The following is a 24,039-nucleotide window of genomic DNA, read 5'->3' as shown; positions in this document are numbered from 1 at the left end:
TCATTTCACTGCTGTCTGCCTGATCCTTTCCACAAGCTTTCTGTTCACGGCGAGCATCTCGATGCCCTTTGCGAGGCCCATGCTTATGTTCTTCGATCCGATGTTCCGGACGATGTCCTCGGCGTCCGGATGATCCAATCCGATGACGGGGATCATCATCTCAACGGTCCTTGACGCCGTCCTGTTTCCTGTGAAGTACCTGATCACTAGCCTGATGATCCTGTCAAGGTTTGCAAAGATGAATTCGCGGCCGGGAAGCGTCTCCAGCGCAGAGCTGAAGAACGATATCATGTCCTGTTTCTTTATCTCGGTCTTCTCCACCATTCCGTAAACGGTGGATAGATCGGTGTTTGACTTGAGCTTGCCGAAGGCAGATATGATGCGGACCCTGTCCTCGTCCCTGTCAACAGATCTGAACTTTTCAAGCAGGCCCTTGAGATCACCGGTGACCAGTGCGTAGGCTGTCGCTATCGAGCTCCTCATCTCAGGTTCCGCGCTGTCAAAGTCCTTGAACAGCTTTGACATCTCCTCGGCGTAGGATTCATCGACCATCACGTAGAGGCGCGATACGCGGCCAAGGGCTATTTTCAGATTCTCATCCTGCTTTCCGGTAAGAAACTGCATCCTTGACCTGCAGAATGCCCTTGCATCGTCGTCGAACGCGTGCGTAAGCATGCGCAGGTACTCCATCTGTCCAACTATGGCCGTTATGACATTGTGGTCTTCGTCATCGAAGAAGTTCCTGATCCGCTGCCTGTACGTTTCGGGGTCAATATGCCCGGAGAGCAGGAATGCAAAGAGGTCGTCCACGAGTCCGATCCTGTCCAGCGGGGAAAGATCCCTGTAATGGCCCATAACGTCGGAGAACGTCGCATCATCGTAAAGCACCCGGTAGAAGCCAGCGCTGTCCGCATTTATCTTTATGAGGCCGTCCGCTTCGATCGATGCTTCATCCTCCAGCAGGATCCTCTCCACGCCGTCCTTCTTCTTTATGTTTACGGGCACTGGCCATCTGCCCTCTTCTTCACCGTTCAGCAGGAAGCGCGTCTGATACATCGTGATCTTCCTGCCGTTTCTCTTCAGCTTTATGACAGGATACCCCGGGTTCTTAATCCAGTACTCCATGACACGTTTCACAGGCTTTCCGGAAACATCCTCTATTGCAGTCCAGAGATCCGATCCCTCTGCGTTTCCGAATTTGTGATCGTTGAGGTACTTCGATATGCCCTTCCTGAACTCCTCGTAACCTGCGTAATCCTCTATCATGCGCAGTATGGATGCACCCTTTCCGTAGCTGATCTCATCGAATATCTGCGATATCTCATCCGGATCCCTGACATCCACCTCTATCGGGTGCGTATTCTTCAGAGAATCGGATCTGAGTGCGCCAGACGTCCTGCTGACAAAGAAGTCTCCCCAGAAAGACCATTCGGGAAATAGGGTGTCCATCGTCTTGTACGACATGAATGTTGCGAAGCTCTCGTTCAGCCAGAGGTCGTTCCACCACTTCATCGTCACGAGATCGCCGAACCACTGGTGAGCTATCTCATGCGCGATGACGTTCGCTGAGTTCCTCTTCACCGTGACTGCCGAATTCTCAGCGATGTCCATGTATATCTCCCTGAACGTTATCGCGCCCCAGTTCTCCATCGCCCCTGCTCCGAACTCAGGAACGGAGATCAGGTGCATCTTCGGGAGAGCGTATGGAATTCCGAAGTAGTTCTCATAGAATTCGACGGACTTCCTCGCCATGTCCAGCGGATACTTCGATCTTATGTCCTTCAGCGATGCGAGTATGAGATCGATATCGCGGTATTTTTCGTACTCGTACCTGAACTTTCCGATTCCAACGTAGAGAAGGTACGTTGACATCCTCGGCGTATCCTGGAACTCAACGACCTTCCTCTCCGAGACCTCGATGCGCTTTGGAGGCATGTTCGATATTGCATCGTAGTCCTTGTCGATCACGACGGTTATGGCAAACACCGCCTTGTAGGCCGGGTGATCGACGCAGGGAAACATGCGCCTGGCATCCGTGGCCTCGAAGTGGGTGGTTATCATGCCGTTTTCACGGCCGGCATAGTATATTCCTGACAGTGAATCTGAAACCTTTCCGGCAAAGGATATCTCGATCTTCTGTGGCTGTGAATCACCGGGGGCCCTTACCGTCTGGCCATCGTAGGTGAACGCCGTGTCCCTGCCGTTGACCTTCATCCAGTTTATCTGCAATCCTACGGCATCGAGGACTATGTCTCCAGCGTCAGCCGTTATGGTTTCCGTCCCATTGAATGTCCTCTTCTGAATATCAAAATCCAGCGTGAGATCGTACTTCTCGACTTCCATGAAAAAGTATCGCTGACTATGCTTAAAACTTATTCTCCCCAGCTGCAAAAATGGGTCAGTGGGACTTGGTCAATCCGAGCCCGCTGACCTTGATGTACGGCAACCTTGACGGCATGACCTCGTTCCACCATTTGACGTACTGTGTCTCTTTCGACAGGGCCGATATCTTCTTCAGTATCTCCGGTATTGAATCGCTTATCCTTATGCCGTCCCATGCCTCGGCGATCTCGCCGTTTCTGATGTAGTATACCCCGTCCCTCGGGACTGTGGAGAAGACGCCGTTCCTGTAGTCCTGGAAGCGGAGGTACCAGCTGTTCCTTATGAAGACGCCTTCACGTGTGTCTGATATGAGTTCCTCGGCGGAGGCATCACCACCGTCCATCTCTAGCTGCCAGGCCTCCGGCGATATTATGCCGGCGTTTCCGGTCGTTTCGGTATTCATGTACCTTGCTGTTGATGTGGAGTGCAGGTATGTGTTCAGCACACCGTGTTCTATTATGGGCACCCTTGAAGTGGCCGTACCCTCCTCGTCGAAGACGCGGTAGGCCATGCCAGCCGTATCCGTGGGGTCATCGTACAGATTGACCATGGGTGCTGCGATCTGCCTGCCCATGGAGTCCTGAAGGAAGCTTAGCCCTGATATGACCGTGTGTGCAGAGAACGCATAGCTTCCGGACGTTATTATGTTCCCGGCAGCCATGGGTGCAAGTATGACGTCGTAGTGTCCCTCCCTGCCCTCATGCCTCTCTGCGTTGACGATGCTCTCGGCCGATCTTTTGCCTATGGCGTACGCATCCAGATATCCGTTTATGCCCGTATGCCCGCATTCCTGGCCCGATCGGTCTCCCCTGAACGATCGAACCACGACCTCGGCGCCGATGGAATCGTAAGAACCCCTGTTGTACCTGGTGGCTATCTCCACCCTCGATCTCATCGAGTACACGAGGCCGGCCATCCTCTCCGATCCGGCATCCCTGGATCCGGCCATCGCCATGTCCGCGAGTTCATCAGCATCGAATTCCCTTGGCGGCAGATCCAGTTTCCTGTAGACCTGCTTTCTGTCGTTTATGCCAGAGAACAGCGGATTTTCCGGTGTCTGATCTATTCTCCTGGACAGATCCTCTATGGACCTCTCCAGATCGGCGCCTTCCTTGATGGTGGTCATCAGCGTACGCTTTCCCCTGGCGACGAAGACCAGAAGAACGGATTCCTCCCATATGTTGTGCAGATCCCTGCTGCCGTTGGAGAACCTGACCTGATCGTCCCTGTTCACGTGCATCTCTATGGCGTACTCGTCGAATCTCTTCTCGAAGGATTCTGATATCCTGTCCATATCGAACATGTTCACTTCACCCTCATATTCCTCAGCCTCATGTGCGGGCCGCCCATCCAGACCTCTACGCCCTGTTCAGGATCGCCCTTCCCGCATATGCCTGCGCTGAAGTGCAGGTCCTTGCCAACTGCGTCGACAGCGGAGTAGAACTTTATGGTGTTGGTTTCCAGTATTGGCCTCCTGACCCTGCCCTTTATGTCACCATTCTCGATGTAATATGCTTCCTTCCCAACGTATCGCTCGTTGAACCTTATGTCGTCTATGTTCCATTCGGTAAACGACTTTATGTATATGCCCCTGTGCACACCTTCGAAGAGCTCCTCGAAGGAATAATCGCCCGGTTCTATGTATGTCGTGCTCATCCTGGCCAGCGGTTCCATGTCCCATGATGATGACCGGCCGGACCCGTTGCTCTCCTGCCCGATCCACGCCGCGCTCTCTCTGTTGATGAGGAATTCAGACGTGTACCCGTTCCTGTACAGGTAGCGCTTCCTGGCGCGCACACCCTCATCGTCGTAGAGGTAGTACCCGTAGGACCCCTTCAGCGTTGGATCGTCTATGACGCTGACCTTCTCTGATCCGATCCTGTATGGGAAGGTCTTGCCGGTGAGGAACGATTCCCCGGCCAGCGCTGCCTCTCTGCCGGCTATCCTGTCGTACTCCGTGGGATGCCCGGCACTCTCATGCGCGACTATACCGGATATTTCCGGGCCAACTATGACATCGAAGTTTCCGGGTTCCACGGATGGCGCAAGTATAATCTCGCGAAGGTTTGAAACGTCGTTCTTCATTGTTTCCGATATCGTTTTGAAATCGAACGCATCGTATCCACCGGTCCATCCGAACTCTTCAGAGGACTGCTCATACCTGTCGTTCTCGGATACGCCCACAAGATAGTTGAAGAATATCCTTGAGTAAGTCCCCTCAACATGCGATCCATCTGTGTTCTCATACACCTGGTGCACGAACCTGTCGGACAGTGCGCTTATCCTGACATTCGCTTCCTCAGCTACGGAATCGGCTTCCTTCAGTATAGCGATCATATCCCCAAGGCTGTGATCCCTCACATGATCGCTGCCGATCTCGGACCATGATGCCTTCTCCGATCTCCCGCGGTATATCCTGTTCTTTCCCGGCCTCCTGGATCTGAGAACAGCGTCATCGACAACAGCCCTGACCTTATCCCAGTCCTCCGAATCCACGTACGCCATGGCTATGGAATCGTTCACAACCCTGATCGCGTATCCACTGTCATTGGAATACAGCGATTCGTCGAATTCCCCGTTCCTTATGACGGCGCCCCTGCCCTCTATCTCCATGAATCTTGCGTCCGCAAAGGCGGATTTCGAGCCAGCATAATCCAGTATCCTGTCAAGCAATTCTCCACTCATAAAACATCATCCCTTGTAGCAGAAAACAGATACGGATTCCGAAAAAATAAATGATGGGGGAGAATGCAGCATATTCACTGCTTCTCCTTCATCTTCTTTATCCTCTCCTCATACCTGTCGAATATTTCGCCAAGCACCTCTGCAAAGTTCCATCCAGATCCGTTCTGCACAAGAAAGAGCGGAGGTGCGGATATCCTTGTCCTTATGCTGTACTTTGTCGATCCCTGTGTCTTGTACTTCATAACATGTATGAGGAGCTTTCCCTGCGAAACGTCCGTCATCTTGGAGAACTTGTCCAGGAAACGTTCGGAGAGCTCAAAGGCAATGTCGTACAGGTCCTCATCGTATACGTCAAGGCCACTGATCTCTATGAGTATGCCCTCCTTGCTCTCCGTCTTGATCATGTTTATTAGGTCGCTGAAGTCTACGATACCCACGATCTTTCCTGAGTCCGTTACAGGCATTATGTGGAGGCTGTACTGCATCATCAGCTTGACGGCCTCATCGATACCGGCGTACCTGTCCACGCTCACCGGAGGGTCCATCAGGGACTTGCACTTTATCTCCACAGGCTCCTTTTCACCGTATCCGCCGTACTTGATCTTCTCCTTCTGCCTGTAGAGTATGTTCAGGATGCTGTTCAGCCTTATTATGCCGGAAAGCTTTTCATCGCGGCTTGCGACAGGTATCTCGACCTCGTTCAGCATCCTCATGCTGTCAAACGCCTCCTCTATGTCGTCGTCCTCGTACACGTATATGGGATCAGAGCTCATTATCTGGAATATGCGCACGTCCCTTACATCGACGATCTGAGGCAGGTTCTTTATTATGTCCGTCCTGGATATGATGCCCACCAGCTTGCCCTTCTGGAACACTGGAAGGGCAGACAGGCCGGTATCCTTTATCAGGCGCACAGCCTCCAGCACGTCATCGTCCGCGTTGAGCGTGGGCGTGCTTATCGTGTAGTTGGATATCTTCGACTTGACCTGTATGCTTCTCTTCTTCAGCAGATCCGAGTATGTGATCATACCGGCATAGCGGTCTCCGTCCATGACCGGGAGCTGGTGTATGCCGGTCTCGTTCATCTTTGACATCACCTTGGAAAACGTGTCGTCAATGCTCACAGTTATCGGGTCTGTGGTCATCAGTTCGCTAACTTTCATAGTACCTCATTTTCATATTGCGTACGAATTTATTAACCCTATCCTTGACGTCAATGCCGTTGAAGGCATCCACCATCATCGACGCTATCTCCTCGACGTTGTCGATGCCCATCCTTGTTATCTCCGCCGTTCCGATTCGGCCTATCCTGTCAACGATTATTCCGTTCTCCTCCATCACCCTGCTGAACCTCACGTAATCATAGCCCTTCGATCTGATCCAGTCCCCGTCAACCAGTATCTGATGCGACTCCGTGTACCAGGGCGCATACCTGATCTTTATCCTGCCATCCATGGCTTCTGCTAGTGCCTTTGCATTTCTTATCACGTTTTTCGCGTATTCTTCCCCGTACCTGATCATCTCCTCGATGGCAACGCCCACACCCGCCATCCTCGCTATGTTGTAATTGTCCATGGTCCTCCATGTTATGCTGTCTTCGATGCGCGCGAATATCTTCTCGCTGTCCGTCAGTATTATGCCGCCCTGAGGCCCGAAGAAAGTCTTGTGCGTCGATCCGAATACAACGTCTGCCTCCTTTATGTCCTTCTGGAACTGCTTCCCGGCTATGAGGCCCATGACATGCGATGCATCATATCCGAGAAGGCAGGAGTGCCTGTCGCAGATCTCCCTGATCCTCTTCATATCGTACGATTTCACAAATATTGACTGCCCCAGGACGATCATCTTTGGCTTCACATACTCAACGTGCTTCTCAAGGGCGTCGTAATCGATGAAGCCATCGGCGCCTACGGGCATGTCATAGGACCTGAAGCCCATCATCCTGGGCAGATACGCACCGGAGTAGCCCGTGTATCCGCCAACCGATTCCGGCACCTTGATTATGCTCTCGCCCCTCTTCACCAGTGCTGCGAGGACAGTCATGGCCGCTATATGGCCGCTCAGCATGCGCGTTTCAGCGTACGCGAATCCGAAGAGCTTCTTCGCATTCTCGGATACCGTGTTTTCAAGCTCTTCGGCATATCTTGTTCCACCATAGTCGTTGACGCCGTTCTCCATGTGCGAGTACCGGGATGCAAAATCAGATCCCAGGGCTTTCCTGACGTTGGGGCTAATTACGTTCTCCGAAGCCTGCAGATTGAGAACATTCGATCGGTATACATCAGCATCCTGAACAATATCCAAAACATTCCTCATAGAGGGAGATTACGAATGTCGCAATAAATAATTATCGATCGGCAATTTAGATGCGGTATCAATTAAAAACGATTTAAAAGTATTTAAAAATATTTATATATTTACAACAACTATTATTACGATAAATATGGTGGGTGGCTTCACGGGCAAGATCCTCAGGGTTGACCTGGGGAAGGGCGAGATAAAGGTTGAGGATACGAACATGCAGTGGGCGCGCGATTATATCGGCGGCCAGGGACTGGCAACGAGGTATTACGTTGAAGAGGTGGATCCGAAGATCGATCCGTACGATCCAGACAACGAACTCATAATAGCTCCGGGCCCGCTCACCGGAACGAGTGCACCGACAGCTGCAAGGTACATGGCTGTGACGAAGAGCCCGCTCACGGGCACGATCACAAGGAGCAACTCCGGCGGTTATTTCGGTGCAAAGCTGAAGCACACCGGTTTTGATATGATAATATTCAAAGGGAGATCAGAGAAGCCGGTATATCTATATGTGGACAAGGGAAAGGCCGAGATCCGCGATGCATCCGATCTCTGGGGCAAAGACGTCTTCGAGACCACGGACACTCTCACGAAAAGGATAGGCGGAAACGTCAGCGTTGCCTGCATAGGCCCTGCCGGCGAGAACCTGGTCAAGTTTGCATCCATAATGAACGACAAGCACAGGGCAGCTGGTAGGAACGGCGTCGGAGCGGTAATGGGGTCCAAGAAGCTCAAGGCTATAGTGGCGGGCGGGGGCAGGATGCCAGCCATCGGAGACCCGGAGATGTACAAGGCCGTGCTTCCAAAAATGTTGAAGAAGATAAAGGAGAACCCCGTGACATCGCAGGGGCTCACGCAGTTCGGCACTGAGGTTCTGGTGAACATAATAAACAGAAGCGGCATATATTCGAACAGGAACCTGACGGATTCCGGCGATGACCCGCTTGCTGATGATGTCAGCGGCGAGACGCTGGCAGAAACGTACCTGATCCACAACCAGCCATGCTTTGCTTGCCCAATCGGCTGCGGCCGTGTAGTAAGGTACAACGAACGCGAGAGCGAGGGGCCCGAGTACGAGAGCACATGGGCCCTCGGGCCGAACACCGGCGTTCACGACCTCTACACCATCATAGCTGCGAACGACAACGCAGACCGCCTGGGCTACGACACCATATCGGCCGGCCTGACGATATCGGCTGCGATGGAGCTCTACGAGAAGGGAAAGATACCGGACAAGGACGTCGGCCCAACAAAGCCCAAATTCGGAAACACATCGGCGCTGCTCGAGATGACGGCAAAGATCGGCTACAGGAAGGACTTCGGCGACAAGCTTGCGGAGGGTTCATACCGCCTCGCGAAGATGTATGGGGACGAGAGCGTATCCATGAGCGTGAAGGGGCAGGAGATAGCGGCATACGATCCTAGGGGTGTCTGGGGCCTGGCTCTGGAGTATGCCACAAGCAACATAGGCGGATCGCACATGAGAGCCTACACCATATCGAACGAGATACTGGGCGTAGAGCCGACTCAGGATCCGCTGCAGCTTGAGGGAAAGGCGGATCTCGTGAAATATGTGCAGGACTTCACCGAGGTCATGGACTGCTCCGGCCTGTGCCAGTTCCCTTCATTTGCCCTGAACCTGGATGATTACATCGAACTGGTAAATGCCGTAACAGGCTTCAAATACACGAAGGAGGAGATAATGAAGGCAGCTGAACGCGTCTGGAACCTTGAGAGGCTTTTCAACCTGAAAGCTGGAATAAAGCCTGAGGACGATAAGCTGCCGGAGAGGTTCCTCAAGGTACCGCTGCCGAAGGGCCCAAAGAAGGGGAACGTCGTTCCGATGCAGAAGCTGCTGCAGGATTACTACGGGGCACGCGGATGGGACAGCAGGGGCTATCCGACCGAAGAAAAGATAAAGGAACTGGGACTGGAATTCTACAAACTGTGATCAAAAATAATATTTTTAAAAAAAATCAATTTTTAAGATCACTGAAACAGATCGTCCCTCACGGTGTTTATGTGCAGGGGCTTTCCGGAGTAATCAACGTAGATGTTCTTCAGCTTCAGGTATTCGGATATTCCGTACTTGCTCCCCTCTCCTGCCTGTCCGGTCATGCGGAAGCCTGTGTGGTATCCCTGCGAGGCCTCCGGACCAGGCATGTTAACGTAAAGTTCGCCGAACCTTATCCTCTCTGAAGCCTCGAATATTATGTTCGGGTCCTTCGTGAACAGGTACGATGCCAGGCCGTACTTTGAATCGTTGGCCAGATCGTACATTTCCTCAACGCTGGATATCTTCCTGGCGCCTATGACTGGTGCGAATATTTCCTCCTGGAATATCTTCGATTTCTGGTCTGCGTTGCCTATTATGGTCGGCAGGAAGAAGTAGCCGTTCCTGTACGGTCCGCTGAGGCTTGGCTGGCTTCCGCCGAACAGTATCTTTGCACCGCTCTCCTTTGCCTCTTCAACGATCTCGGATGTGGCCTGGAGCGCGCCTTTGTTTATAAGCGGGCCCATGTCAGCGTTCTTCGGATCGCCCAGTGCGAGCTTCCTGCTCAGTTCCACGAACCTGCTCATGAATGTGTCGTAGATGTCTTCGTGCACGTAGAGGCGCTCAGCCGCTATGCAAGACTGGCCCGCGTTCCAGTACTTCGCCCACAGCAGGGTCTTCAGTGCATTGTCCATGTCTGCGTCCTTCCACACCATAAACGGCGCCTTTCCGCCCAGCTCGAGTATGAGCTTTGCCATGTTGGCTGATGCTTTCTGCATTATCCTCTGGCCGGTTGCGGTTGAACCGGTCATCGTTATTAGGTTTACCTTTTTGTGTTCGACTATGTAATCGCCAATCTCTGATCCCCTTCCGGTGATGAAGTTCAAAACGCCCTTCGGTACGCCGGCTTCGACGAACTTGCGCACGATCCACTCTGCGCTTCCGGGCGTATCGCTGCTCGGCTTCAGAACAACGGTGTTTCCTGTCAACAGCGCAGGAGCCAGCTTCCTCGCAACCATACCGGCCGGGAAATTCCAGGGCGTCAGCGCAACGACTATGCCGTAAGGAACCTTGTACTGGAATATTTTCCTGTGGGACGACGTTCCTTCGACGACCTCGCCGTTGAGCTTCCTCGCCCATTCCGCGTAGTACTGTATCTGGTCTATGACGCCGTCGACCTCCTCCTTGGCCTCCTTTACCGGCTTTCCGTTCTCCTCCATTATTATGTTCTCAAGTTCCGCCCTGTTCTTCTCTATCAGTTCCTTTGCCCTGTAAATTATCTTCGATCTCTCCACCGAACCAAGATCGTTCCAGGCCCAGAATGCATCCTCCGCAGCATCTATGGCCCTGTCAACATCATCTCTGGTCGCCGCCTCAAACCTTCCGATGACCTGTCCAGTCACCGGGCTGTACTTGTCGACAGTCTTTCCGGAAGAAGAATTAACCCACTGTCCATCTATGTATAACTTCGTATCCATAATTAACGTTAGCCCTTCATCTTAATTTAACCTTTTTATCATATAATATATATTTATAATGAGGCAAATATACCGTCATGAAGATCTCAATATCTGCAGAAATTCAGGCCTCACCGACAAAGATCATATTATGCGGTTTTTCTCGAGGTACTCAAGCGTGCCGTCTCTTTTCAATATGGACGTTCCTATGAGGAACCCGCTGTATCGCATATCCACATGAACGACATTATCTATGTTTATCCCACTTTCCAGTATTGTGATGTCGTATTGCGGCATATCCTGATCCTCGCCGGTCTTAAGGCTAACGAGATCGCGCCTGTTGTACCCCAGGATGACGTTGTCTCCATCCACGAATTTTTTCAGGGCCTTTCTGTCATGGTACTCCTCGATCACGTCCATGCCTAGATCTGCGGATCTGCGCACTATTCTCTCAACATCCTCCGACGGCAGGAAGTCCAGTATGGCCAGCACGGCATCTCCTCCGGCATTGTAGGCAGATTCAACGAAGTGATCATCAGGAGCGAAGTCCTTTACCAGGACTGGCACGCCGATCCTGTGCGCCAGGGTCACGTCATCGAATGATCCGGAGAAGTGAGTGGGTTCGCTGAGTATGCTCAGCCCGGCTATGCGGTGCATCTTCACGTAGGACAGGTACGATGAGATATCCTCATCGGTACTGAAGCCGGACGGCGACCTGCGCTTGTACTCCGCTATGAGGCCCCTTCTTCCCTCACCGTTGCACAGTTCTATGGCCCTCCTGAGGCTCACGGTCCTGCGTTCGCGCCTGTACTCGCAACTCCTCGTTCTGTTGTTGGCGAATATGTCTTCGATGTTCATAATCTCACGAAGTTCTGGACTATGCGGAATCCATATTCCGTGAAGTAACTCTCTGGATGAAACTGCACCCCGAATATGCGCATATCCGGCGTGTGAAACCCCATTACCGTGCCGTCGCTTACGGATACCGCATCAACGATTATCCCGCGGGACGGAATCACCGCGAGGGAATGATAGCGAATCGCCCTGAATTTCTCCGGTACGCCGTCATATATGGGGCTCCCGTTGTGTTTCACCTCGTCAACCTCGCCGTGGTATGGCCTTTTCAGTGTTATGATCTCGGATCCCAGCATGTGCGCGAGGATCTGGTGCCCGAAGCAGACGCCCAGAACGTATCCGCCGTAGCCATCCAGCATCTTCGCAATGTTTCCAGCGTCCCTTGCCGATAGGGGTGTGCCTGGCCCGGGAGACACTATGACCTTATCGTACTTCGATGCATCCGCCCATCCGTCGTTGTCCACAACGTCCACACGTTCGCCCACGGAACGGACGTAGTAGAAGAGGTTGTAGACAAACGAATCATGGTTGTTTATTATCAGTATGCTCAAATGACCGACCTCGCCTTGGAATATATCTCGCGAACCTCGGCATCAGGATCGGAATCCTTAACTATGCCTGCACCGGCCCTGACCCGGAATCCGCTGCCATCGGAATACGCGCTTCTTATTGTCAGCGCAAGATCCATCATGCCGTCCATGGTTATGCCTATGGATCCGCCGTAGGGGCCCCGCGGCGTTTCTTCGTACTTCTCTATGATCTCTATTGCACGTTCCTTGGGTGATCCGGACACCGTGCCGGCGGGGAACATCGACTTCAGTATGTCTAGGTACGGAGTGTTTGAAAATGATGCCCGCACCTGGCTCACCAGATGCTTCACTGAGGAGAACTCCTCTATCTGCATGACCTTGGAAACGCCGAGCGTACCGATATCCGCGAACTTGCTGAGATCGTTCCTGGCAAGATCCAGAAGCATGCGGTGCTCGTTTGCGTCCTTCATGCTTTCAAGAAGCACGGAAGATCTGACCGTGGAAGGCACGGTACCCGCTATGGGATCGGTGAACACCTCGTTTCCGCTGACGGTGACCAGGTTCTCGGGGGAGCTCCCGACGACCTGGTATTTTCCGATCCTGTAGTAGAAAACGTAACGTGACCGATCGTGATCTATGAATTCCCGCAGCTTTTCCCAGGGATCTATGCATGCTTCGAAGTCGCGCGATATGACGGCCTGCAGTACCTCGCCGGATCTTATGAGATCCCTGACCTCAGCTATTTTCCTGGAAAGATCCGGGTCCGAGAAATCGCCGACCTCCTTTCTGGTGAGATAGCCGCTTCTCACGATCCTCCTCTTCATAACCGTATCAGGATCGAACGAGACCATCTCCGGCCACCCCGATCTGCGGACTTTTTGTCCGAATACGCTGTTCACGAAATCGTATGTGACGATCAAGGGCCTGAGCTTCCCGTCGAATATCCTCTCCGGATCCGTGATCATGCCGTCTCCGAGAAAGGCGTACTCGTAGCCTGAAATGCGATCAGGAAATGACGCAAAGTAAGCCAATGACCCGCGGTCTCTGTACTCTGAGAGCTCATCGATCAGGTTCATGCACACCACCAACCAGAGAGAAGAATTCGCGTACCTTCTCGGGATCCTTGTGCCCCGGTGACGATTCCAGGGAACTGCTGACGTCTATCATTACGGGTTTTTCCGCGATGACCCTTTCAACGTCATCCGTGCCTATGCCTCCCGCAAAGCCGATCCTCTTTCCTCTGAATTCCTCAGCGCCCATGATCTCAGAGATCTTCGGCTTCCGCTCCACAAGTATTATGTCTGCCGGTCCGTACTCCCTGTACTTTGCCATGAAATCGTCTATGCCGTATTTGATGACGGATATGACCTTCCTGCCCTGGCCGTGAACGTAGTCTATCAGTTCCCGGTCGTGGGGGAAGTGGATCTGGACGAAATCCTCCACCATCTCCGATGCCATGATGGACGCCGGGTCGGTGTAAACGGCAGCGGTCTTTATTCCAGATGCCACAGCATCCTTCAGTGTGCTGTAGCTCGACCGGCGCGGGCTGCGAGCATCGAAGACAAAGCCAATGATGTCCGATCCGGCATCCGATAACATCAGCGCGTCCTTTAAGTCCGTAACGCCGCACACCTTAACGATCACCTGCGATCACCTTCAGAAATTCTGCAGGCCCCCCGCTCATTATATGTTCCAATGCAGCCTCATATCCTTCCTGGAAATCCGAAGCGAGGCCGTTGATGATCAGCACCGGTGCCGTATTAAGGGCAACGAATCTGGCGCCGTCTTCGTTCTCCCCGCGTATGGCAGATAATGTGAGGCCGGATATTGCACCCGGATCCGCGGATGCTATGTTCCGCCTCTCCAGAGGCCCTGTCAGCGATGAGGCATCCACGTACGATTCCGAGACCAAATCGGAGACATGCATTATGCGGGCCTTCGCGAAGGGGCTGATCTCGTCCATGCCGTCCGCAGAGTGCAGAATAATCGCTCGCATACCGGAACGCCTGGCAATGCCTGCGTATAGCTCCATGAACGAGGGGTCCGATGTGCCTATGACCCTGCGGATCGGCGAGAGGGGGTTCAGTATCGGTCCGAGAAAATTCAGCACGGTGGGAAAGCCGAGCATCTTCCTTACGCCTGCGAACAGCGCAAACTCCTTCAGAAAGTCCGGCGCGTATAAGAAGACGAAATTCGTTCTGGATAGCCTGCGTAATGCCTCTCCTGTGCTCTTAGGAAACGCATAACCAGTTTCGGACATGAAGTCCGCAGCGCCATGATTGCCCGATGCGGATCTGTTTCCGAACTTTGCGATCTTCAGGCCCATGGATGCCGCGACTATGGCCGATGCCGTGCTCACGTTTATGGTATGGGCCATGTCTCCGCCGGTGCCGACGATGTCGGTGGCGTCAGTCACATCGTTCGGAGCATGCATGGCTTCGTAGAATCCCATCATCTCGTCCTCGGTCACGCCACGGACCCTCAGGACGGACAGGACTGCGGCACGGAATGCGTCGCTGCACTCCGGGGACGCCATGTACTGCATGAGGTCCATGGCCGTGGCCCTGTCCATGGGTTTGCCGGTGAGAAAACTTTCATACATGCGATCAGGCCTCCATTATGGTTTCGATGAGCCTCCGGTAGGAAGCTGTATCGAGATTCTCCATCATCTCAACGACAGCCGTTCCGACCGCTATCCCGAATGCCTCGTAGGATGCGAGCATCTTCATCGTGCCGGCATCGCGTATTCCGAACCCGTAGACTATGCGCTTTCCGCCGGCGTAGGGCCTTATATGGTTGTATATGGCATCTATGCTGTACGGAAGCTGCACTCCGGTGGCGGGCATCATGCCCTGGTATATCCAGTCGCCGCCGGCTGCTATCTGTTCCTCCATGACCTTTACCGGCGTTATTGGGGTTACGAAGGGAACGTAGTCCAGCGAGTATTGTCTGAGCCTCTCTACCGCATCAAAAAAGGCATCCCTGTGGTCGATCATCAGATCCGGCAGTATTGCACCGGCGAAGCCGTTCCTGTTAAGGTAATCAAGTATTCCCGGATTCGCTGAGAGTACCTCGTAGTACATGAGCGCATACTTCTTAGATCCGATATCGTCCGCAATTTTGAAGATCCTGGAATTCTCGGCTTCGCTGTACCTGTTCAATTCAGGATCATGCGTTTTCCTGATCCTGATGCCGTCGTAAACGGGCTTCGAAGTTGGAAAGCCGAACTCGAAGGCGTAAACGCCGTCCGAGTTTCTCATGAACTCTGCAATGGCATCGTACCTGTATCCCAGGGTGAAGTAGACGAACGGCTTCATGGGTGATCACGCATGAGCACGATACCGGAAACACCGGCGTCCACAATCTCCACGGAGCCATCTCTTATGCGGCGGACAAGGGCTGGATCCGTTATGCCGCGATCGCCGATTGCAAAGCCGCTGACGTACATCGTTCCGGCCATGATGGGTATCATGGCTTCCTTCGGTTCATGGGGCGAGGAAATTACGTACCTGTCTATGCCAGTGACCATTTCGACCACAGGTATGATGGAATCGGGAACGTCCGGGCTGAAAACGATGTACCTGAAATCATCGCGGCGGTAATCGATCCTGTCCCTCACCGCCCTGAAGTACATCGCATTGGCGTTGGGGATAGCCGGATCCACAATCTTCCGGCCGGATTCCACCGCTGCCTTCAGCAGTGCCGGTCCATCGATGTTTCCGTCCATGACCTCGAACCTGCGGTCTGTCAAACGCGACGCGATCTCAAGCGCCTCGTTCCAGGCCCTTCCGTGGTTTTTTGTTATGACATCCGTACCGGCGTACACCATCTGAAAAACTGCCGGTATGGCCAGCAGCGGCACGCTGGACTGGAGCCGCAGCCCATTCGGCGTCTCTGCGAAGTATATGCGAAGATCAGAAATGATGCGATCGATATCATCATGCATATCCGCATATTCGGAGAATATCATCTCATGCCTGATCACCTCCTCAGGGAACGCCATCCTTATGCTTTCGATCGGCACATCGGGTGATGAATAGTGCACCGGGTTGAAATGGGCGGAGATAACCTGCGGTGGATCGCGATTGATATTTCTAATCATCAATAATGTGATATATGCATAATATATAAGCATTTATGCATTTAATTTATGCATAAATATTCAATTCTTCAGCCCCTCCCCTCCGGCTTGACCGATCTGTGCAGGTAAACCGCGCCGAAGAACAGGTCTGTTGCCTCAACGCTGAACCCCCTGTCCGCAAGCTTCTGGCTTATGACGGATGGCCTGTGGAAGTACTTTACTGTGTTCGCCAGGTACGTGTAATTCTTCGATCCCGTTGCCCTGTTCCCGAAGAAGGGCACGAACCTGTAGAAGTACAGGGAGAAGAATTCCGATATGACTGGCCTTGTCGGATTGTATATGTCCATGTTGACGAATACGCCGCCCGGCCTGAGCACCCTGTAGACCTCGGCAAAGTACCTGTCGATGTCCGCCAGGTTCCTGGTAAGGAAGGCCGATGAGACCCGGTCGAAGGACGCGTCCGGGAAGGGGAGCGATTCTGCGGGCGATACCACGAATTTGACGTACTTCTTCAGCTCCGGATTGAACATGCTGTCCGTTATGTCCAGGGCGGTGACATCGCAGCCTCCGCACCTGAAGTATATGAGCTCCGTAACCTTGCCGCTGCCGGCCCCGCAGTCAAGGCAGCGCATGCCCTCCCTGAGGCCAAGGCTGCTGACCAGAACGCGCCTCCAGTGCTGGTCAAGGCCGAGGCTTATTATTGTGTCGATGAGGTCGTACTTTGTAGCGATCTGATCGAATATCTTCTTCACAGCCTGGTGCTTCGCCATCATGGCCATCACTGGAATATCTTTGCATACTGCGCATACGGTACCTTCTGTATGTACAGTATGTTGTCCTTCTCTATGAAACCTGCATCAATGGCAACGCCTATCGTGTATTCCCCGACGAGGTTCGCTATGGTGCAGATGTTCATCGAAGATATGAACATCTCATCGGTTACCCTCACCTCGCCGTAGAACGACGGGTAAACCTCTATGTGCAGGTTCTTCTCACGGAACTTCTTGCCGACAATGTCGGCGTCGGCTGCAGCGAGGAGTATCTCACCGCGCACCTCGCTGATCTTCATCACTATCTTCAACTTATCACGTCGATCTTTCCGTAGGATTTCTCGAATATCTGGCCCGCGTTCTTCAGCTTAAGCAAAGCTTCCTCAGCCTTCTTCTGAGTCATGCCCCTGCTCATGGCCACGTTTATGACGTCAGCGACCTCGGCCATGCCCTTTTCCGACTTCAGCTGCTTTATTATATCAAGGACAGTTTCCATATCATTCCTCTGCTTCGAACTTGCTCCCGTATATATGATGTCGATATCCATCTTTCCATTGTCCATGGACACATCCATCAGGTAGTAATCGACGATCTTCTTCGCCAGCAGGGCGTCCTCTACCGTTACGATCGTGGACAGCCTGGCACGGGCCGCGGCTTCAGCGAGCCTTATGGTGGATTCAAGCTGCCTCACGGTTATGGGTATTGCATCGTGCGACGTGCTCCTGGTCTTGACGTACTGATCCTGGAGTATGGCTATTGCCTCGTCGCTGAGCCTTGGAAAGACATTGTTCCTTGCGTATGCCACGTACTTCCTGAGCGTGTCCTTGTCGATCTCCGGTTCGAAGCCCTGCTCGTCAATTTCGATGTCGGCATCGCTGTGCTCTATGCTCCTGTAGATCTCGCCGATCCTGTGCGCCTTCAGCACGTGCTCTGCAAGCCTGCTGTCGCTGTCCTTGTTCGGATGATCGACCATCTTGAATATGACATCGAACCTTGAGAGCAGCGGAAGGGGAAAGTTGATCTGCTCGGCGAGGTTCCTGTTCAGGTCGTACCTGCCGAACTTCGGGTTGGCAGCTGCAAGCACGGATGCGCGGGCCTTCAGCGTTGCCATTATGCCCGCCTTGGATATGGTTACGGTCTGCTGCTCCATGGCCTCGTGCATCGCAGCGGTATCGTGTTCGTCCATCTTGTCCAGTTCGTCGATGGCCACGAAGCCGTTGTCCGCGAGGACCAGTGCGCCCGCTTCCAGCGTCCATCTTCCCTCTCCGAACTCATCCCGTACGGCGGCGGCCGTGAGGCCGGCAGCGCTTGACCCCCTGCCGAAGGTGAAGATGCCCCTCGGCGAGACCTCCGCCATGTATTTCAGGAGCTGCGATTTGGCGGTACCGGGATCACCGACCATAAGTATGTGTATATCGCCGCGCATGGTCGTGCCGTCCTTCATCACCTTCCGTACACCGCCGAACATCTGCAGCGCAAGCGCCTTCTTCACCATATCCAGGCCGTGTATCGTCGGCGCTATCGATCTGGATATGACATCTATTATGTCGGGTTTCTTCGATATCTCGATGATCCTCTTCTTATCCTCTTCGGTTATCTTCACGCTCTCGAGCTCCTTGACGTCCTTCCTGACGTTTATTGCGTACAGGTAGGTGAAGAACTCGGTCAGCGGTATGTTTCCCTGCCTGCGCTGCTCCGTCCTCAGTATGCCGTCCACGATCACCCTGTTTCCCGGGTAGAGTAAGCCTGCAAGATCGTCCTCGGTTATGATGGTTATGCGCTGAGGCTGCGATCCCCCTTCAAGCGTTTCCGGGTCCTCCTGTATCTCCACCTTCTGCACGTCTATGAATTCGGATAGGTTGGGCCTGAGTTTGAAGAATATCTTGTCCTTGCCTCTGGAGAGTCCGCAGTGGTCGCAGACCTGCGGCTCGCTGAGCCTGTTCTCCGTCTGTTCCACGTACGTGAGGCCGTGGCAGCTGCTGCATTCGAAGGCAGCGTTCTTCAGCTTGGGAAACACCTCGGTGTTCTTCCTGACTATGCCAGATACGCTGATGAGTGTGCCTATGTTTGCGCTCCTTATATCGCGTATCCTGTACGCTACGTTCTTCTCCTCAAGGTCCTTTATCCTGAGATTGAATATGTTGAACCTCTGCGTTACCCTGTCCAGGAGATAATCCTGAAGTATCACCTCCTCTCCGGCCCTTATGTATATTTCCGGAGAGACCAGTATGGAACCGGCGAACTGCCAGTTGTAGTCCTCGAGATCCCTGAATGATACGTAAAGGGTCCTCACCTCCGGATACTCCTGGTGTATTCTGTTTATCTCGTCCGAGTACCCGTAGAGCCTGAAGAAATCCCTCCAGAGATCCTTGATCCTGTCTTCAGAAACCTCAGATGATATCATTCAGATACGTATTGAGTTGAGAATACTTATTGATTTTGATCCAACGCTGTCCGACCAGTTCCGACATATAATTTCCATAATCTAATATTATAATATTTTTATTCTGTCATACGATATCATACCATAAAGGCGTGAAGGGAAAGTTTAAGTAAAGATACCGTTTCTTATAGCGTGTCATTCAAGAAAGACGTTATGGATAAACTTGCGGAGATATCCGGTAAGATAGATGATCTGCAGAAGAAGCTGGATGCCATGTCTGACGCCCCGCTCCTGAAGGAGTACTATGCCGATATGGAGAAGAAGATGAGTTCTATGCCAGATGACGTTGTCCAGGCCGTATCGAACCAGCTTGAGAAGATGGAGGAGGAATTGAAGGCACTTCTTGAATCCATGTCCGCTACGTCTGAAAGGATAGCCGCGGCCGAAAAGAAGCCGGCAAAGGCGAAGGAAAAAGCTTCAAAATAAACATTTTATCTCGCAACGTTATCGCTCTGCATGGACCTGGACAGAATGGATCGTGTGAGGATCCAGATAAGGTACGACGACATCGATTACCTGGGCCATGTGAACAACGCGAGATTCCTCGCCTATTTTGAAATAGGCCGCCTGAGCTACATGAAGAGATTCTTCAACACAAGAAGCGCAAAGGACATAAGCATGGTCATAGCCAGGGCAGAGCTGGATTTCGAAAGATCCGTGATGTTCGAGGACGATATATTCGTGCGCACCTGGATCTCTAGGGTTGGCAACAGGAGCTTCGATTTCAGCTACACAATAGAGGATGACGGCGGTACGGTATTCTGCAGGGGCAGAACCGTCAACGTATTCGTGGAGGACGGAAAGCCGGTCAGTGTACCGGATTTTGTGAAGGATCTTGTCATAAGCGATGTGAAAACGTAGGACTACGTACTGGATTTTGCCTTCCAGTAGGCCTCGTTGAACGCGCGGTTTATCCTGTCCGCAGCTTCGTTAAGTACGGTTATGCTGTTCATGGGAACGATGGCCGTGAAAGTATTCGTACTGCCGCTTGATGCGGAAAAAAACCATGTAGTTCTGTCCGGAAGCTCCCCAATGTTCTTCTCGATCTTCGACACCGCCACATCAGATGGAAGCGTGACCTGTATCCTGTACGAGAATCCATCATACTTTCCCAGGTTCTCGAATATGGTGTTTCCAAAGAAAGCCGAATTGGGTATCTTTATTATGTTGCCGTTCTGCGTGCGTATGTCCGAGAACAGGTACGATATCTTCATGACCTCGCCTGTTATCGGAGCGGAAAAGAGCCATGACTGCATGTTCACCACATCGCCCGGCTTCAGCGCACCGCCGGATGTGACGGCGAAGCCCGAGAATATGCTTGAGAATATGCCCTGCAGCGCTATGCCTATTATCAGGGCACCGACGGATCCGCCTACCAGCGCGCTCGTCAGGTTTATGCCCAGTGATGAGAGTATTATGGCCAGTATGATGGCGTACATGAAGAATGAAACGAGGAGATCGATGAGATTCTGTGCGGATCTGTTGACCTTCTTTGAGAAATACCTGTTGATGTCCCTCCTGATTATGTGCAGGATGAGGACGCCGCCACCGCCCACGAATACTGCCGCTATGGCACCGTTCACGTAATCGATGTATGGCGAAAGCCTCACGATATAGGTACGCACAAGGTAGTCCACGGCCGGCCTTATTACGAAGATCGCTATGGAAATGACCAGTATTATGGTTATGATGAAAATGGCGTCCCGAATGTTTCTCCGATCCATCGGCATGAAAATTCAGCATTGCTTAATAACCTTAATCATCCACGAACGATTGCCGTGAAGGTGATGATCTGTCAGATGGCGTTGTGCTGGATAGGCCCGCAGGATATCCTGTGATGCGGTTTGAGGGTCTGATAGGAGCGAGAATTTTGAAGAGGATCAACAGGTTCGCCGTACAGATCGATGTGGAAGGCAGGACGGAACTGGCGCATCTGCACGATCCTGGCAGGCTTCTGGAGATCGTTTATCCCGGAAATGAGGTCCTTGTGAGGAGGACGGATGGCCCAAAGCTGAAATGGAGGATTGAGTTCGGGAAGATCAACGGAAGATACGTGTTAATAGATTCCGGGCTGCACTCGGATATAGCCAGAAGGTTCCTTCCCGAGGGCGCGGTTCCAGAGGTCAGGGTTGGAAGGAAACGAATAGATTTCAGGTACGGGGACGATTACATAGAGGTCAAGGGGTGCACCCTCATGGCGAACGGAATCGCCATGTTTCCAGACGCTCCTACGAAGAGGGGCCTGGAACACCTGAAGACGCTCGAAACGCTCGCCTCATCAGGATACAGATCGCATGTAATGATGATAATAACCAGGGACGACGTGAGATGCTTCTACCCCAACTTCGAAACCGATCCCAAGTTCGCAGAGGCGTTCCTGAGGCTGGTGCCGGCATACGTGAAGGCACACTTCCTGACCTTCGGCTTCGACGGCCTTTACCTGAGGTATGCCGGCAGCATCGGCCTCTGCGCTGATGTCGGTCATGGCACCAACGGAAGATTGTGAATTCAGGGCTGGAGGCCGGCGATCTCCCTGGCCATGGACTCAACCACGAAGTTCAGCTTCCTAGCAGCTTCCCTGGATCTTTCTTCATTGAATGTATCATCGATCTTCCGGAACCTCACGTGAACCGCATCGCCCTTCTCGTACACCAGGATCTTCGATGGCAGATCAAGTCCGACTGCCGGATCCTCCTGCATGATGTACGTACCTATGGCGGGATTTCCGAAAACGAATACCGTGCAGCTGTTCATCTTCAGGCCGGCCTTCTCCGCGTTCAATCGGTGATCGAAGATCGCGAATTCCGTAAGATTCCTTTTCCTGATGGCATTCCTGAGATTGGAAACGGTCTCCTCGAAGGAAAATCTGCTTTCAAGATCTACGGTTTCCATGCGGTCTGCAATGCGCGATATCATTTATTTATTTTGCGTATGGAAATGATATCAGCGCATCTCACGGCTCTCCTTGTAGAGCTGCGATGCCATTCGCCTGCCTTCCTTGGTGAGGTCGTAGTATATGCCTGCCGGCTTGTAGTTGATCTCCCTGGCCTTGATCTTGATCCAGGGCTTCACGGATGAGGTCGGCGAACGTTTGAGCGGGCCATTGAAGATGGTCAGGAGCCTCATCGATTCCATCTTCTTGCAGGCCCGCTTCAGTTCTTCCTGGTCATATTTGGGGGCCCAGCCGCTGGCTCCCAATAACCTGTGGGACATGTATTTGGGGCTGTCCGGGCCGTACTTATATATGTGGATGAGGATGCTTTTACAGAGATCGCCCAGTTCTTCCATTTCTTCTCTAGAATATCGTCAAAGAGTTTAACCTTTAAGATGATTCTGCCATACATAAGTTTTCAAAGTTTATTATTGTAAGGAAATGCCTAACTGGATCTATCGCATTGGATCGAGGTGAATTATGATATAATAGCTTCAATCGTTAAAGTGAAGTGATACATGTTTATCAGTTAGATGAGAGTTTCGCGAAGAATCTATAGTTCGAAGGAACTCTTAATCCTATTAAGTTTCTATTTTACATTCAGTCGCGATAAGCCAGCCACTCCAGAACCTCTTTCAATCCTATTAAGGTTCTATTTTACACATTTGACCAGGGGCAGACTGTCCAGGCATCATACCTTTCAATCCTATTAAGGTTCTATTTTACTAATTCATTTTAGGGGTGTTCGGTCGGATCAGGTGTCTTTCAATCCTATTAAGGTTCTATTTTACAGGAAGAAGAGGATTCATCTCAGGGCAGGCGTGCACTTTCAATCCTATTAAGGTTCTATTTTACCGCCTCTTCTGTTATTCAGGATCCCCCAGTGCTTGCGGAACTTTCAATCCTATTAAGGTTCTATTTTACAATAGTTTTCGAGATCTCAAAGAAGGAACTGAACAAACTTTCAATCCTATTAAGGTTCTATTTTACCGGATCAATATGGCTATTCGCAGTCGATCACGTTCCAGCTTTCAATCCTATTAAGGTTCTATTTTACGGAGGATCTGATTTATGGGGGTAAAGCAATGAAGACTCTTTCAATCCTATTAAGGTTCTATTTTACACAGCGTTGCGGAGCTTAAGGAAGAGCCGAATGTGTACTTTCAATCCTATTAAGGTTCTATTTTACACGATATTTGGGGTCATTCCCCGTTATTTCAGCCATAAACTTTCAATCCTATTAAGGTTCTATTTTACAGACTTTCCGATAATATATATGGCTTTGAATTCTCGCCTTTCAATCCTATTAAGGTTCTATTTTACTCCCGTATCCGGAGGTTGAGAAGCCGAAGCTCTGGCTTTCAATCCTATTAAGGTTCTATTTTACTAGCTATTATGCAGGGGCTATGCCGATCTCACTTGTGGCTTTCAATCCTATTAAGGTTCTATTTTACCGCCAAATCTGTTATTAAGATCGACACCGTGATTCCAATCTTTCAATCCTATTAAGGTTCTATTTTACAAACTCATCGATTTCATGATATATTTGCCACTCATCTTTCAATCCTATTAAGGTTCTATTTTACCAATTTCCAGTTCATCGGTCT

Annotated in this window: 23 protein-coding genes and 1 CRISPR repeat array (1 of these 24 running past the window's edge); of the genes, 4 read left to right on the top strand and 19 right to left on the bottom strand. The window is 51.9% G+C overall.

What is annotated here, in order from left to right:
• The 5 genes from trf3 to TA_RS04180 all read right to left on the bottom strand — a co-directional run bounded on the left by trf3 (position 1) and on the right by TA_RS04180 (position 7,383).
• Positions 1–2,343, bottom strand: coding sequence for a tricorn protease-interacting factor Trf3 (trf3, locus tag TA_RS04200; protein WP_010901227.1), 2,343 nt, complete (start codon positions 2,341–2,343; stop codon positions 1–3).
• 55 nt (positions 2,344–2,398) lie between these two features.
• Positions 2,399–3,685 (bottom strand): TldD/PmbA family protein, encoded by a 1,287-nt coding sequence (locus TA_RS04195; protein ID WP_048161809.1) that lies wholly within the window; start codon positions 3,683–3,685, stop codon positions 2,399–2,401.
• Positions 3,686–3,687: 2 nt separating this feature from the next.
• Entirely contained in the window at positions 3,688–5,067 is a 1,380-nt protein-coding gene (locus TA_RS04190; protein WP_048161808.1) for a TldD/PmbA family protein, read from the bottom strand.
• A 74-nt stretch (positions 5,068–5,141) separates the two neighbouring features.
• Positions 5,142–6,230 (bottom strand): CBS domain-containing protein, encoded by a 1,089-nt coding sequence (locus TA_RS04185; protein WP_010901224.1) that lies wholly within the window; start codon positions 6,228–6,230, stop codon positions 5,142–5,144.
• On the bottom strand, positions 6,220–7,383 hold the full coding sequence (locus tag TA_RS04180; RefSeq protein ID WP_010901223.1) for a beta-eliminating lyase-related protein: 1,164 nt from the start codon (positions 7,381–7,383) through the stop codon (positions 6,220–6,222). The genes TA_RS04185 and TA_RS04180 overlap by 11 nt, the downstream gene beginning before the upstream one ends.
• Before the next feature lie 127 nt (positions 7,384–7,510).
• Between TA_RS04180 and TA_RS04175 the strand changes: the two genes are divergently transcribed.
• Positions 7,511–9,322, top strand: a complete 1,812-nt coding sequence (locus TA_RS04175) for an aldehyde ferredoxin oxidoreductase family protein (protein ID WP_010901222.1) — start codon at positions 7,511–7,513, stop codon at positions 9,320–9,322.
• 38 nt (positions 9,323–9,360) lie between these two features.
• Here TA_RS04175 and TA_RS04170 read toward each other — a convergent pair whose 3' ends face one another.
• From TA_RS04170 to TA_RS04120, 11 genes are all read right to left on the bottom strand, one after another.
• Entirely contained in the window at positions 9,361–10,842 is a 1,482-nt protein-coding gene (locus TA_RS04170) for a D-glyceraldehyde dehydrogenase (protein ID WP_010901221.1), read from the bottom strand.
• 123 nt (positions 10,843–10,965) lie between these two features.
• A complete protein-coding gene (gene trpC, locus TA_RS04165) occupies positions 10,966–11,679 on the bottom strand; it encodes an indole-3-glycerol phosphate synthase TrpC (protein ID WP_010901220.1) in 714 nt (237 codons plus the stop codon).
• Positions 11,676–12,227, bottom strand: coding sequence for an anthranilate synthase component II (locus tag TA_RS04160; RefSeq protein WP_010901219.1), 552 nt, complete (start codon positions 12,225–12,227; stop codon positions 11,676–11,678). Before TA_RS04160 ends, trpC begins: the two co-directional genes overlap by 4 nt.
• Complete coding sequence (locus TA_RS04155; protein WP_010901218.1) at positions 12,224–13,282, bottom strand: anthranilate synthase component I; 1,059 nt, start codon at positions 13,280–13,282, stop codon at positions 12,224–12,226. Before TA_RS04155 ends, TA_RS04160 begins: the two co-directional genes overlap by 4 nt.
• Positions 13,266–13,850, bottom strand: a complete 585-nt coding sequence (locus tag TA_RS04150) for a phosphoribosylanthranilate isomerase (RefSeq protein WP_010901217.1) — start codon at positions 13,848–13,850, stop codon at positions 13,266–13,268. Before TA_RS04150 ends, TA_RS04155 begins: the two co-directional genes overlap by 17 nt.
• Entirely contained in the window at positions 13,840–14,808 is a 969-nt protein-coding gene (trpD, locus tag TA_RS04145) for an anthranilate phosphoribosyltransferase (protein WP_010901216.1), read from the bottom strand. Before trpD ends, TA_RS04150 begins: the two co-directional genes overlap by 11 nt.
• A 4-nt stretch (positions 14,809–14,812) precedes the next feature.
• The gene (locus TA_RS04140; RefSeq protein WP_010901215.1) at positions 14,813–15,523 is read right to left on the bottom strand and encodes a tryptophan synthase subunit alpha; all 711 of its coding nucleotides are present in this window, start codon (positions 15,521–15,523) and stop codon (positions 14,813–14,815) included.
• Complete coding sequence (locus TA_RS04135) at positions 15,520–16,308, bottom strand: hypothetical protein (protein ID WP_048161801.1); 789 nt, start codon at positions 16,306–16,308, stop codon at positions 15,520–15,522. The genes TA_RS04140 and TA_RS04135 overlap by 4 nt, the downstream gene beginning before the upstream one ends.
• A 68-nt stretch (positions 16,309–16,376) precedes the next feature.
• On the bottom strand, positions 16,377–17,060 hold the full coding sequence (locus tag TA_RS04130; protein WP_162053253.1) for a class I SAM-dependent methyltransferase: 684 nt from the start codon (positions 17,058–17,060) through the stop codon (positions 16,377–16,379).
• Between the two features lie 5 nt (positions 17,061–17,065).
• Positions 17,066–17,359 (bottom strand): DUF424 domain-containing protein, encoded by a 294-nt coding sequence (locus tag TA_RS04125; protein WP_241761902.1) that lies wholly within the window; start codon positions 17,357–17,359, stop codon positions 17,066–17,068.
• A gap of 5 nt (positions 17,360–17,364) precedes the next feature.
• On the bottom strand, positions 17,365–19,461 hold the full coding sequence (locus TA_RS04120; protein ID WP_010901212.1) for a minichromosome maintenance protein MCM: 2,097 nt from the start codon (positions 19,459–19,461) through the stop codon (positions 17,365–17,367).
• A gap of 171 nt (positions 19,462–19,632) precedes the next feature.
• On the opposite strand from TA_RS04120, the gene TA_RS04115 reads away from it, so the two are divergent.
• Together TA_RS04115 and TA_RS04110 are read left to right on the top strand one after the other, a co-directional pair.
• Positions 19,633–19,926 (top strand): hypothetical protein, encoded by a 294-nt coding sequence (locus tag TA_RS04115; RefSeq protein WP_010901211.1) that lies wholly within the window; start codon positions 19,633–19,635, stop codon positions 19,924–19,926.
• A 30-nt stretch (positions 19,927–19,956) separates the two neighbouring features.
• Positions 19,957–20,361: an acyl-CoA thioesterase gene (locus TA_RS04110; protein ID WP_010901210.1), complete on the top strand. Its 405-nt coding sequence runs from the start codon at positions 19,957–19,959 to the stop codon at positions 20,359–20,361.
• A 2-nt stretch (positions 20,362–20,363) separates the two neighbouring features.
• Here the strand turns inward: TA_RS04110 and TA_RS04105 are convergent, their stop codons facing one another.
• A complete protein-coding gene (locus TA_RS04105) occupies positions 20,364–21,224 on the bottom strand; it encodes a mechanosensitive ion channel family protein (protein ID WP_010901209.1) in 861 nt (286 codons plus the stop codon).
• Between the two features lie 83 nt (positions 21,225–21,307).
• Between TA_RS04105 and sfsA the strand changes: the two genes are divergently transcribed.
• Positions 21,308–22,006 carry a DNA/RNA nuclease SfsA gene (gene sfsA / locus TA_RS04100; RefSeq protein ID WP_197525256.1) on the top strand — a complete coding sequence of 233 codons (699 nt, stop codon included), beginning with the start codon at positions 21,308–21,310 and terminating at the stop codon, positions 22,004–22,006.
• Between the two features lie 2 nt (positions 22,007–22,008).
• Here sfsA and TA_RS07885 read toward each other — a convergent pair whose 3' ends face one another.
• Both TA_RS07885 and TA_RS04090 read right to left on the bottom strand, forming a co-directional pair.
• Complete coding sequence (locus TA_RS07885; RefSeq protein ID WP_162053251.1) at positions 22,009–22,392, bottom strand: DUF302 domain-containing protein; 384 nt, start codon at positions 22,390–22,392, stop codon at positions 22,009–22,011.
• A 51-nt stretch (positions 22,393–22,443) separates the two neighbouring features.
• Positions 22,444–22,788 carry a hypothetical protein gene (locus tag TA_RS04090; protein ID WP_010901207.1) on the bottom strand — a complete coding sequence of 115 codons (345 nt, stop codon included), beginning with the start codon at positions 22,786–22,788 and terminating at the stop codon, positions 22,444–22,446.
• Positions 22,789–23,001: 213 nt separating this feature from the next.
• Positions 23,002–24,039: direct repeats of the CRISPR family, unit length 29 nt; unit sequence CTTTCAATCCTATTAAGGTTCTATTTTAC (it continues 2,020 nt past the right edge of the window).

It is taken from the genome of Thermoplasma acidophilum DSM 1728 (assembly GCF_000195915.1).
Taxonomy (GTDB): Archaea; Thermoplasmatota; Thermoplasmata; order Thermoplasmatales; family Thermoplasmataceae; genus Thermoplasma; species Thermoplasma acidophilum.
This window is presented reverse-complemented; position numbering and strand designations above follow the sequence as displayed.